We start from the raw sequence: 12,556 nt of genomic DNA on the forward strand, positions 1-12,556 counted from the left end.
TCATAATTCGTAATATGACTAATTACACCCTACAAGCAAGCCGTGAATGGTGGTCTCAAAGATGGCTGGATTTATTAGATTCCTATCGCTTTAAAAAACGCTTGGAACGTGCAAGGAACTATTCTCGTCAGGGAAATGTCCTCAGCATTGAATTTAAAGGAGCCAAAGTATTAGCCAGGGTACAAGGTAGCGAAGTGGAACCTTATAAAGTTTCCCTTTCTTTAGATCCATTTAGCGATGAAGAATGGAGTTACGTCATTGAAACAATGTCCAAAAAGGCGATTTTTGCTGCTAAATTATTAGCCGGAGAAATGCCCCAAAATATTGAAGAAGTCTTCACTTCTAATGGACTTTCTTTATTTCCCTTTACCTTATCAGATGTCCGCAGCAAATGTTCCTGCCCTGATAAAGCGAATCCTTGTAAACACGTAGGTGCAGTGTATTATCAGTTAGGCGATAGATTCAGCGAAGACCCCTTTGTCCTATTTAAATTGCGCGGACGTACCAAAGAGCAAATTATCAGCGATTTACGCCAATTACGCAGCGCTAAAATTGACGTTTCCGCCACAGAAAAATCTGATACTCAACAGCCAATTACTAACAATCAAAACACAATTAAACTTGACTCATTTTGGCAGTACAACGAACCACTCGATTCTTCTTTAGTAGTAATTGTGCCTAGTGCCAGCGAGACTGTATTAGATGTATTGGGCGCAATACCCTTAGCCAAAGAAGAGGAAAATGTAGTAAATGTCACCTCTGCTGATGTAGTAATGAAGTATTTGCAGACAATTTACCAAGATGTCAGACAGAAAGCTGTTTTAGCCGCGATGAATGTGGGAGAAGGATGAGGGGTATGGCGGGATGAGGGGGACAAGGGGGACAAGGGAGACAAGGAGGACAAGGGGAACAAATGACAAATGACAAATGACCAATGACAAAAGTTATTTTGTATGGGTAGTTATATTTATTACACATGATTGAATGATATAAATGCAGAGTAATCCTGTCACACCCACATGGAAGCGCAAAATAAAGTTATTACAGTAGAACTATCTGATGGTACAAATGTCAGAGTCGAAGCTACGCTAATTGGCGAACGCAAATTTAGTATCCCCACCCGACCGTTTCATGAAGTGACCGTCGCGATTGAATCTCTCAGCAAGGAAATTGCAGAAGTAATCCAAAACGTTAAACCAGATAAGGCTAGTGTTAAGTTTGGTATAGAAATTGCTATGGAATCAGGTAAACTCACACCTGTACTAGTCAAAGGTACTTCTACAGCCAATCTAGAGATTACTTTAGAATGGGGTCAACATTCGGTGGGAGAATTGAAAATTCAAAATTCAAAATTTAGGCAGGAATCTCTATAAATGCTAGTTGCAAGTTAGCTAATTACAGGAAAATCTCACAACTAAACATCAAAATCTCATTCTCTGCGTCTATTTTCTAGTTAGACTGTCATGTGATAAATCACACAACGAGAATATGAAAATCTCTCTTTCCTATGCCCAATGCCCATTTTCTAGTTTGTGATTACTCCTGTTAAATACCTTACTGTCCAAACTCCAATCGTGCTTGTTCAACGAACTCTGCTGTAATAACATCTTGCTTTGCTTGACGGGCTAGCTGCTCAATTCTTGCTTTTGCTTGAGTGCGAACAAAAAAGGGAATATTTTTTAATTTTTCCTTGGCTTCTGCTGTCCAGCCCAAAGCATCTGAAAAAGTTGAGTCACTCATATTGAAGATTCCTTTTGTTTAATTGCGGTTTTTATGTAGCAGTTGCTATAACAACTGAGCAATAAAAATTAATAAGATTAATTTTTTAAATTTGGTTTCTGATTAATTTGATTGTGTCACATTGCAGCGGTAGCAACTATTAACAATTAATAAAAAAGCTCTTGCTTTTACACAAGAGCTAGAAACATTTAATTGTCAGTGATGAAAGAAAACTTCTGAACTAGTCGAGTTCGGTCATAGACATAACTGGCTCGTTCTCACGGTCAATACCTTTCTCAAAACCACCTGCTGCTGCTCTAGCGCGACCAGCGTGCCACAAGTGACCAATGAGGAAGAAGAAACCTAAGACGAAGTGAGAAGTTGACAACCAAGCACGAGGAGATACGTAGTTGAAAGAGTTGATTTCAGTAGCCACACCACCCACGGAGTTCAAAGAACCCAGAGGAGCGTGTGTCATGTATTCAGCAGCACGACGAGCTTGCCAAGGCTGAATATCATTCTTAATTTTTTCGAGGTCAAGACCGTTAGGTCCGCGTAGAGGCTCTAACCAAGGGCCACGGAAATCCCAGAAGCGCATGGTTTCACCGCCGAAGATGATTTCACCTGTAGGCGATCGCATCAAGTATTTACCCAGACCTGTGGGGCCTTGAGCAGAACCAACGTTAGCACCTAAGCGTTGGTCACGGATCAAGAAGGTTAAAGCTTGAGCTTGTGAAGCTTCAGGGCCAGTAGGACCGTAGAATTCGCTGGGGTAAACAGTGTTGTTGTACCAAACCATACAGGAGGCAATGAAGCCCATCAAAGACAGAGCGCCCAAGCTGTAGGAAAGGTAAGCTTCACCAGACCAGATGGATGCACGACGAGACCAAGCGAAAGGCTTAGTGAAGATGTGCCAAATACCACCAGCAATACAGATGAAGGCAATCCAGATGTGACCACCGATAACATCTTCCATGTTATCAACGCTGACAATCCAGCCTTCGCCACCAAAAGGAGACTTGATGAGATAACCAAAGATGATAGCTGGGTTCAGTGTTGGGTTGGTAATAACACGAACGTCACCACCACCAGGTGCCCAAGTGTCGTATACACCACCGAAGAACATTGCCTTCAGCACCAACAAGAGCGCACCACATCCTAAGATGATCAGGTGGAACCCAATGATGTTGGTCATCTTGTTCTTGTCTTTCCAGTCATAACCAAAGAAGGAAGAATACTCTTCTAAGGTTTCTGGGCCACGCACGGCATGATAAATACCGCCAAAACCCAATACAGCTGAGGAAATTAAGTGGACTACACCAACAACAAAGTAGGGGAAGGTGTCGATGACTTCGCCACCAGTACCAACGCCCCAGCCTAAAGTAGCGATGTGAGGTAGGAGGATTAAGCCCTGTTCGTACATGGGCTTTTCAGGGATGAAGTGAGCGACTTCAAATAAAGTCATTGCTCCAGCCCAGAATACGATCAAACCAGCATGGGCAACGTGTGCACCAAGCAGTTTGCCAGATAGGTTAATTAAACGAGCGTTACCAGACCACCAGGCAAAACCTGTTGATTCTATGTCACGTCCAGTGCCCAATCTATTAGAGAGCGTTACCACGAGGTAGAACCTCCTCAGGGAATACAAATTGTTCGTGGGGCTGATCTTGAGGAGCCATCCAAGCGCGGATACCCTCGTTCAGCAAAATATTCTTGGTATAAAATGTTTCAAACTCTGGGTCTTCAGCGGCGCGCAATTCTTGGGACACAAAGTCGTAAGCCCGCAGGTTGAGTGCAATGCCGACGATGCCAATTGCTGCCATCCACAGTCCAGTTACTGGTACAAACAACATGAAGAAGTGTAACCAGCGTTTGTTGGAGAAGGCAATCCCGAAAATCTGTGACCAGAATCGGTTTGCTGTCACCATTGAATAGGTTTCTTCTGATTGAGTCGGATTGAAGGCGCGGAAGGTGTTAGCTGCTTCGCCGTCTTCAAACAGGGTGTTTTCGACTGTTGCTCCATGAATCGCACACAACAATGCACCACCCAACACACCTGCTACTCCCATCATGTGGAAGGGGTTGAGGGTGAAGTTATGGAAACCTTGCACGAACAAAATGAACCGGAAAATACCTGCTACTCCAAAGCTGGGTGCAAAGAACCAGCTTGATTGTCCCAATGGGTACATCAAGAAGACGCTGACGAATACCGCGATTGGGGCAGAAAATGCCAAAGCGTTATAAGGGCGAATTCCGACTAGACGGGCGATTTCAAATTGCCGTAACATGAAGCCGATTAATCCAAAGGCTCCGTGTAGGGCGACGAATGGCCATAAGCCGCCGAGTTGACACCACCGGGTGAAATCTCCCTGTGCTTCTGGTCCCCACAGCAATAATAGGGAATGTCCCAAACTATCTGCTGGTGTGGATACGGCTACGGTGATAAAGTTACAGCCTTCTAAATAAGAAGATGCTAAACCGTGGGTGTACCATGACGTGACGAAGGTTGTACCTGTGAGCCAACCGCCTAGTGCCAGGAAAGCACAGGGGAACAACAGTACCCCTGACCAACCGACAAACACGAAGCGATCGCGCTTCAACCAGTCGTCTAGAACGTCAAACCACCCTCTACTGGGGGCGCGTCCAACTGCGATGGTCATTGCACTAAAATCCTCTTTTTTACTAAAATTTCAGCGTTTCTGAGGAATTAACGTTTTTTTTGACAATTTACAGCAGCCAGAAAACTACTGAGATTCTGAGAAATTACCGCTGATTCAGTCAGCGTTTCTCAGGGTTATGCCATTACCCGTACCATTAGCTAGTAATCTAGTTTGTGGTAACTTAATGATTCTTAACTTATCACATTCCTTCGGGTTTTTGACCGAGCCACGCAAGTGAATCAGGTGATTTAACACGAAGCTATTAAATATTATGAATATCAGAAATTTTACAATCTGACACAAGTTTTCTCAGAAATCTAAACAATTAGTATTGGGGATTGGGCATGGGGCATGGGGCATAGGGCATGGGGCATCATGAGAAGATGAGGGAGATGAGGGAAGGAAGACAAAGGGGACAAGGGAGGCAAAGAATTCACGAATTAAGAAATGTTTCGCCTATGCCTTCTTGCCCAATCCCCAATCCCCAAAATCAACTTGCAATAGGTACTGCTGCAATGGCAGACTTTTAAAGGGTATATGTCACAGGCCAAGGTAGTTCCATGACGGCATCAGCAATTAACAAAGGCGATTCACCTAATGGCGATCGCTCTACGGCACGGATTCTGCATCAAAATGTTTTAGGTTCTCGTCGGTTCAGCAACTACTGGTGGGCAACGGTCGTTACCCTAGGAGCTACAGGCTTTGTATTGGCTGCGGTCTCCAGTTACCTACAAGTTAATTTACTCATAGTTACCGATCCAACACAACTGGTTTTTGTCCCCCAAGGCTTAGTCATGGGGTTATACGGAGGAGCTGGCTTACTTTTAGCTCTATACCAGTGGTTAGTGATTTTATGGGATGTAGGCGGCGGATACAACGAGTTTAATCAGGAAACCGGCACAATCAAAATTTTTCGCAATGGATTTCCTGGGAAAAACCGACGAATTGAGGTAGAAAATCGCATCCAAGACGCGCAATCTGTACAACTCACTGTGAAAGAAGGGCTAAATCCTCGTCGCGCCCTCTACTTACGCGTTAAAGGACGACGAGATATTCCTCTAACTAGGGTTGGTCAACCTTTACCCTTAAAAGAATTAGAAATTCAAGGAGCAGAGTTAGCTCGCTTTTTGGGCGTACCTCTAGAAGGTTTGTAAAGAATTTTAACAATGGGCATTGGGGAGCCACTGCGTTGGTGAGGCAGTCCGATCTTGGGGAGCCACTGCGGTCTTGGGGTTTCCCCAAGTGGAGCAAGTGGCGTGGTTTCCCCCAGGAGGAACTGCCGAAAGGGTTTCCCGGCTTGTTCGCGCAGCGTCTCCCCGAGTGAGAAGCAAGTGGCATCATTGGGTATGGGGAAGAGATGGGGAAGAAAACTCCCCACATTCCCCAGACTCCCCCTTCCCTCATCTCCCAAATTGAAACGCTCAGTGAGTAAATTCAAAATCTATAATCGTTGGGTAACGATAAGATACTCTGGTTGAGTCAGTAATTGGTAATGCGGTTAAAATTTCCACAATTTTTGGTTGCACTTGTAATTGTTGGGGCGTTGGCGTTGGGTGGATGTTCAACACAGCAAGCTGTTTCTAAAGCTTCTTCCCAAGCTTCAACAGCTACCTCAACAGCAACCGAGACAAGCAGCAAAACAAGCGCTGAAGCAACGTCCGTATCAGACACTACTAGTGAGAGTATTCCTGGAATGAAAGATTTACCACGGCTCGAAGGACAAGCTACGGTGGTGATGACGGTGAAAGGCTCACCAATTACTATCGAAGTAGACGGTACTAATGCGCCGATTACGGCAGGCAACTTCGTAGATTTAGTCCAACGGGGTGTGTACGATGGGTTAGTGTTTCATAGAGTAGTGCGCGATCCCCAACCATTTGTAGCTCAAGGTGGCGATCCCCAAAGTAAAGACCCGAAATTTCCGGCAAATAGGCTGGGAGGGGGTAGCTTTATTGACCCTAAAACCCAGAACGCGCGCTATATACCCTTAGAAATTAAGGTAAAAGGTTCAGATACACCGCTTTACAATAAAACATTTGATGCTAGTGCTCAAGCTGTTGTATTGCCCCATAAACAGGGGGCGATCGCAATGGCGCGATCGCAACAACCAGACTCTGCATCTTCTCAGTTTTACTTTGCCCTAGCAGATCTGGGCTTTTTAGATGGGAATTATGCTGTGTTTGGCAAAGTCACCGAAGGCTTTGATGTCGTGAATAAGATTCAGCAAGGCGATCGCATTGATTCTGCTAAAGTCACCAAAGGCGCAGAAAACTTAAAAACCCCCGGTCAATAGTTAGCGATTGGGTAATGGGTAATAGTTTTTTCTCATTACCCATGACCAATCCAAAATCCCCAATTCAAAAGCCCAAATTGGTTAAGGTAGTTGTCACTGGTATCGGTTTAGTTTCTGCGTTAGGAGAAAGTTTAGAAGCTAGCTGGCAAAAGTTGATAGCAGGTAAATCTGGAATTACATTACATCAACTGTTTCCAGAACTAGAACCTCTTCCTATAGGGTTAATTGGTGAAAAACCAACCTCAGTAAAAAAACTGACACAATTGGTAGTCTCAGATGCATTAAAAGATGCTGGGTTATCACCACCTTTAGCTGACTGTGCTGTGGTCATCGGCTCAAGTCGGAGTCATCAAGCTGAGTGGGAAATGTTGGCGCGACAAATGTCCGAAAGCGATCGCCTTTCATACCCCTTAAAAACTAGGGAAATGGAAAATTGGTTAGAGACATTACCGCATATGAATGCGATCGCCGCCGCCAGGCAAATCGGCGCAGTTGGGAGCGTATTAGCACCAATGACAGCCTGTGCTACTGGGATTTGGGCGATCGCCCAAGCTACGAGTTTATTGCAAACTGGACAATATCAACGCGCGATCGCCGGCGCAGTGGAAGCACCGATTACACCCTTAACTTTGGCTGGATTTCAGCAGATGGGTGCTTTGGCGAAAACAGGGGCTTATCCTTTTGATTTGCATCGTGAAGGCTTGGTTTTAGGTGAAGGCGCAGCGGTATTTGTTCTGGAATCAGCAGAGTTAGCCAAGCAGCGACAAGCCAAGATTTATGGTGAAGTTCTGGGTTTTGGCTTACTTAACGACGCATATCATCCAAATGCTCCCGATCCAGAGGGTAAGAGTGCGATCGCATCAATCAAGCAATGCTTAGAGCGCAGTTATCTCACAGCAGGGGATATTGATTATATTCATGCTCATGGTACAGCAACACAGCTAAACGACCGGATAGAGAGCATGGCGATTGAGCGTTTGTTTCCCCAAAAAATTGCAGTCAGTTCCACCAAAGGAGCCACAGGACATACTTTAGGCGCATCGGGAGCTTTAGGTGTAGCCTTTTCCTTACTAGCTTTGCAACAGCAAATTTTGCCACCATGCGTAGGATTACAGCAACCAGAGTTTGACTTGAATTTAGTGACTGTAGCCCGTCAACATCATATTCAGTGTGTGCTGTGTTTCAGTTTTGGTTTTGGTGGGCAAAATACAGTTATAGCTCTGGGTAAAGAACTTTATGAAGAAAATCATCAGATCTGAGCGCATCTAAAAGCTAAATTCCTGGTAGGGAGGGCATTTTGCTCTCCCTAATTTATTCAACCTGAATTACCTTGAGTTTCACACTGGTGTACTAGTTAACGGGAACAATACCAATATATTTTCGACTGATATCACAGGTAAAACCTGTCTCCAGGTCATCTTATATTTTAGCTTCCCAATAATGCAGTACTTTTATAGTCTATTTATTGCCTGAGTTGATTGCTGGCACAATTGTAGTCGATCGACAAGCAATTCTATGGTTACTTAACTAGTTGAGAGGAGATTTAAGCATGAAGTGGATCAAACAGTCTATAAGTTTAGTAGCATTTTCTCTACCGATATTTTTAGAACTGGCTACTATACCTAGTCTACCAACACAAGCACAAGCCCAGGTTGACCCAGCAGCCCTGACTCAACAGCAACCACAGCTAATGAGTCAAGTATTTAACCCACCAAAGCGAGGATTACCACCAGCCAGTGCTGGAGGTGCTACCCGTGGCGACTCTTTTTGTGTCCAAAAAAATCAGTTATTAACCCCCTTACTACCGAAAGAGAAACTAGGGCTGACTTTTTCAGAACGTCCCAGCTTTTTCTGGCATGTGCCCCAAAATACAGTAAAAACAGCTGAGTTTATCATCTATGAGGTAGATCAGAGTGATGCAAATGATGATGTAGTTTATGAAACAACTTTGACTCTGCCAACTACTCCAGGAATTATGAAATTTACTCTCCCAGCGAGTAGCTCTCCTTTAAAAGTAGGTAAGCGTTACCACTGGTATTTGACATTAATTTGTGATGACTCAGATTTTAAGAAAAGTCCGGAGATAGAAGGATGGATTGAACGCACACAACCTGAAGCAAATTTATCAAAAGCTCTAGAACAAGCAAACTTACGGAAACGTCCAGCGCTGTATGCAGAAGCGGGAATTTGGCATGAAGCACTAGCCAGCCTAGTTGAGCTACGTTGTACTGAACCAAATAATTTCAAAGTCACAGTTGATTGGAGAAAATTCCTGCAATCAGTTGGTTTGAGTGAGTTTACATCAGACCCAATAATTGACTGTTGCACAAACAAACAATCATAGTCAAAACTAGTGGTTTATGGCATAAGGGAGCTGAAAGTTGTTGACAGTTGACTGTTAACTGTGAACCGTCAACTGTCAACAATCACAATCAAATATTTTTTTACTGGGAATTCCCTAAGCGATCAAGGGTTGTGAGGTGTGAAATTCCCGACTTCTTTGTGTCGGGGATCTTGCAGCCCGGTTTTTATTTTGCATTACGAGAATAAGTAGAACAGTGATATTCATGGAGACTGTCTTGACAAAGCATTACTGATTGTGAATTGTAATAAGCTTTGCAAAGAAAAAAGACATAAAATACAACAACTGCTGACTCTAGGTTTTTTTTGATGCAAAATAGTGTTCACCAGTTTTATGACTATTGTTATTTAAGTACATAAACTAAAAGAGACTGGGGTAGGTACTCAGAACTCAGGATTAAATAGTATGCGGGCAAAGCTGAAACAGCTAATATGGCAATGGCGGGGCGTTTTGCTAGCAGTGCCCAATGTAACGGCTATTGTGATTGCGTTGCGGTTTACTGGATGGCTACAATTATTAGAGTTAGCAGCGTTAGATCAGTTTTTTATTTTCCGTCCACAAGAACCTGTTGATGAACGCATTGTCATAGTTGAGATCAATGAACCAGACATTAACAAGCTCGGTCAGTGGCCAATATCTGATGCTGTAATGGCTAAAGTGTTAGATAATATCAAGCAGCAACAACCTAGAGCAATCGGCCTAGACCTGTATCGAAATTTACCGATAAATCCCGGTCATGAAAAGCTGATTAAAATATTTGCAACTACACCCAACTTGATTGGAGTACAAAAGGTATCTCATACAGCTGATAGTTTTCAAGTCAACCCAGCTCCAGAACTGAAGCAGCGCCAACAAGTGGGAGCAAATGACTTACCTTTAGACGGTGATGGTAAAATCCGGCGAGGTTTGCTGTATGTGGGTTTAGAGGATGAAACCTCTCTGGAAGGCTTTGGGTTAAAACTGGCATTGTTGTACTTAAAAACTGAGGGAATTACTCCCAAAGCATCAGCAAAAAACCCAAACTTTTTACAACTTGGTAAGGGTGTTTTCCCCATTTTTGAAGCCAATGATGGGGGTTACATGGGGGCTGATGCAGGTAGTTATCAAGTACTTTTGAACTATCGCGGAACAATGAAGCATTTCCCAAAAGTATCCATAAGTGATGTTTTGGAGAAGCGCGTTCCCGCAAACTTGATGCAAGACAAAATTGTTTTAATTGGTTCTACAGCCGAGAGCTTAAAAGATTTATTTTATACACCATATAGCAGTAATTTGTTCGCGTCTCCCGAACGCATGGCTGGTGTAGTAATTCATGCCAATTTGATTAGTCAAATATTGAGTTCAGCTTTGCAGGGACGACCAGAAATCAAAACTTTGCCGGAACAGCTAGAATGGTTATGGATTTTATTCTGGTCAATCTTTGGTGCTACTTTGTGTTGGCAACAAAGACACAGTAGTACTGAAAAAAGACATGTGCCTTTCATGGCCAATGGTACTGGTAGTGTCTTTATTGTCGCTGGCTTTTTGCTTGGTGGAAGTTACCTGGCGTTTCTTTTTGCTTGGTGGATTCCTGTAGTACCACCACTGTTGGCTTTAGCAGGATCTGCGATCGCTGTCACTCAGTATATCGCCCGCAGTGCTGCCGAAATGCGCCGCACCTTTGGTCGCTACGTGACAAATGAAGTAGTAGCCAATTTACTCGAAACTCCTTCTGGGCTAAAGCTAGGAGGAGAAAGGAGAAAAGTCACTGTCCTGATGTCAGATTTAAGAGGGTTTTCCGCCGTATCAGAAAGATTAGCACCAGAACAAGTGGTAGCAATTCTCAATGTTTATTTGGGAGCGATGGCGGATGTGATTAATAAGTACAATGGTACGATTAATGAATTTATTGGTGATGGCATCTTTGTGATGTTTGGTGCGCCTGTAAGTCGCGAAGATGATTCTCAAAGAGCGATCGCTTGTGCTATCGCGATGCAATTGGCTATGAAGCCGGTAAATGAGCATAATCAGCAAATGAATTTACCAATCCTGGAAATGGGGATTGGGATTAATACAGGTGAGGTTGTAGCTGGAAATGTCGGCTCGCAAACACGCGCTAAATATTCAGTTGTTGGTAGTCATGTTAATCTCACATCCCGCATTGAATCTTATACAGTGGGGGGTCAGATTTTAATTTCTGAAGACACTTTGAAAGATGCTAACATTGGTCTGAGAATTGATGGAGAATTACGGGTACAACCGAAGGGAATTAAAGCACCTATTACTATCTACGATATTGGTGGTATTGAGGGTAAATATAATCTTTACTTGCCCCAATCTGAGGAGCATATGTTGCATCTAAAGCAGGAAATTCCCCTAGAATTTACCATTTTGGAAGGTAAAGATGCAACAGGTACAATATTCCAAGGTCAGCTTATTTGTCTCTCAGACAATGGTGGACAATTGCGATCGGAGCATTCATTAGAACCTTTAAGTAATCTCAAGATAAAATTATTGAATGCACCAGACATTCCTCCGGGAGAGGGCGATCTCTATGCCAAAGTCTTGAAAAAATCTACTGAGGAAGCACATCATTTTCTGATTCGATTTACAGCTGTTCCTCCAAAGGTGGCTGCTATTCTTGATACAATGCGTGAATCTGAATTGCAGACTCAATAGTTAATGCGCATTGGGCATTGCTGCTTTCCAGTGTTGTGGCTATATATAGAATTATTCTCAGTGAAAGCGATCGCAATCAATGAGAATCTGCCAGCACCCAAATAAAAGCAGCAATTGCAATTCTTAAAAATATCCGCACCAAAGTTACCAGCTCAGACTTACGCACCTCATACTTTGCTTCAGTCAAAAGATATTATGTATGCATGATACTTTTAACCTTAAACTGCCAGCAGAACTAGTGGTACTCAACGCTTGTGAAACTGCTAGAGGTGAAAAGGTTAAAGGCGAAACATTACCCCTTTCAAGGTGACTCGTAAAATCCGTTTTTTCTCTGCGCTCTCTGCGGACTCTGCGGTTAAAATAGTAATTTATTTAACCACAGATACACAGAGGACATAGAGATAAGAGATTAAAAAGAGATTTTTTGAGCAAAATTTTTACCCACCTTGAAAAGGTTAAAGGCGAAAGATTAATAGGCTTGACAAGAGGGTTTATATATGCGGTTTGCCCCAGATTTGTAGTCAGTTTGTGGAGTGTGGGCGATCGCGCTACCGCAGAGTTGATGAAGAAGTTTTATAGCAAAATGTTGCAAAATGACTGAAAGTCTGCTGTGGCGCTACAGACTGCACAGATAAAAATGTGGCGCGATCGCAATTATAATTCACCCCAATACTACAAGGGATAGCATTTTGAACTCAAAATGTGTTTTGGGGAAAAGGTTAAAGGGTAAGAGTTAAAGGTTTTTTCTTTCCCCTTTCCCATTCCCCTTTTTTCCCTTAACCGAAAAGTATTGTAATTCACCCTATCACTGGGCTGCTTTTACTCTCCAAAGAGAGTGGCAATGATCTAAGGTGATTTTAAGTT

Annotated in this window: 12 protein-coding genes; 9 read left to right on the plus strand and 3 right to left on the minus strand. The window is 43.2% G+C overall.

What is annotated here, in order from left to right:
- Window positions 1-14 precede the first annotated feature (14 nt).
- The gene (locus tag AACU32_RS23985; RefSeq protein WP_096603718.1) at window positions 15-851 is read left to right on the plus strand and encodes an SWIM zinc finger family protein; all 837 of its coding nucleotides are present in this window, start codon (window positions 15-17) and stop codon (window positions 849-851) included.
- A 168-nt stretch (window positions 852-1,019) separates the two neighbouring features.
- Window positions 1,020-1,373, plus strand: a complete 354-nt coding sequence (locus AACU32_RS23990) for a CU044_2847 family protein (protein ID WP_096603719.1) — start codon at window positions 1,020-1,022, stop codon at window positions 1,371-1,373.
- A gap of 181 nt (window positions 1,374-1,554) precedes the next feature.
- Here the strand turns inward: AACU32_RS23990 and AACU32_RS23995 are convergent, their stop codons facing one another.
- From AACU32_RS23995 to psbD, 3 genes are all read right to left on the minus strand, one after another.
- The gene (locus AACU32_RS23995; RefSeq protein ID WP_096603720.1) at window positions 1,555-1,740 is read right to left on the minus strand and encodes a PCP reductase family protein; all 186 of its coding nucleotides are present in this window, start codon (window positions 1,738-1,740) and stop codon (window positions 1,555-1,557) included.
- A 220-nt stretch (window positions 1,741-1,960) separates the two neighbouring features.
- Window positions 1,961-3,340 (minus strand): photosystem II reaction center protein CP43, encoded by a 1,380-nt coding sequence (psbC, locus tag AACU32_RS24000; protein ID WP_096603721.1) that lies wholly within the window; start codon window positions 3,338-3,340, stop codon window positions 1,961-1,963.
- Complete coding sequence (gene psbD, locus AACU32_RS24005) at window positions 3,324-4,379, minus strand: photosystem II D2 protein (photosystem q(a) protein) (RefSeq protein ID WP_096600033.1); 1,056 nt, start codon at window positions 4,377-4,379, stop codon at window positions 3,324-3,326. Before psbD ends, psbC begins: the two co-directional genes overlap by 17 nt.
- Before the next feature lie 560 nt (window positions 4,380-4,939).
- Between psbD and AACU32_RS24010 the strand changes: the two genes are divergently transcribed.
- From AACU32_RS24010 to AACU32_RS40785, 7 genes are all read left to right on the plus strand, one after another.
- Complete coding sequence (locus tag AACU32_RS24010) at window positions 4,940-5,533, plus strand: photosystem I assembly protein Ycf4 (RefSeq protein ID WP_096603722.1); 594 nt, start codon at window positions 4,940-4,942, stop codon at window positions 5,531-5,533.
- A gap of 338 nt (window positions 5,534-5,871) precedes the next feature.
- Window positions 5,872-6,672 carry a peptidylprolyl isomerase gene (locus AACU32_RS24015; protein ID WP_096603723.1) on the plus strand — a complete coding sequence of 267 codons (801 nt, stop codon included), beginning with the start codon at window positions 5,872-5,874 and terminating at the stop codon, window positions 6,670-6,672.
- 41 nt (window positions 6,673-6,713) lie between these two features.
- Window positions 6,714-7,931 (plus strand): beta-ketoacyl-ACP synthase, encoded by a 1,218-nt coding sequence (locus AACU32_RS24020; protein WP_096608150.1) that lies wholly within the window; start codon window positions 6,714-6,716, stop codon window positions 7,929-7,931.
- A 290-nt stretch (window positions 7,932-8,221) separates the two neighbouring features.
- Window positions 8,222-9,016, plus strand: coding sequence for a DUF928 domain-containing protein (locus tag AACU32_RS24025; protein ID WP_096603724.1), 795 nt, complete (start codon window positions 8,222-8,224; stop codon window positions 9,014-9,016).
- Between the two features lie 423 nt (window positions 9,017-9,439).
- Window positions 9,440-11,692 (plus strand): CHASE2 domain-containing protein, encoded by a 2,253-nt coding sequence (locus tag AACU32_RS24030; protein ID WP_096603725.1) that lies wholly within the window; start codon window positions 9,440-9,442, stop codon window positions 11,690-11,692.
- 169 nt (window positions 11,693-11,861) lie between these two features.
- Window positions 11,862-12,002, plus strand: a complete 141-nt coding sequence (locus AACU32_RS40780; RefSeq protein ID WP_445223233.1) for a CHAT domain-containing protein — start codon at window positions 11,862-11,864, stop codon at window positions 12,000-12,002.
- A 114-nt stretch (window positions 12,003-12,116) separates the two neighbouring features.
- Entirely contained in the window at window positions 12,117-12,293 is a 177-nt protein-coding gene (locus AACU32_RS40785) for a CHAT domain-containing protein (RefSeq protein WP_445223190.1), read from the plus strand.
- Window positions 12,294-12,556: the final 263 nt, after the last annotated feature.

Origin of the sequence: Calothrix sp. NIES-2100 (assembly GCF_963875285.1) — a bacterium.
GTDB lineage: Bacteria > Cyanobacteriota > Cyanobacteriia > Cyanobacteriales > Nostocaceae > Aulosira.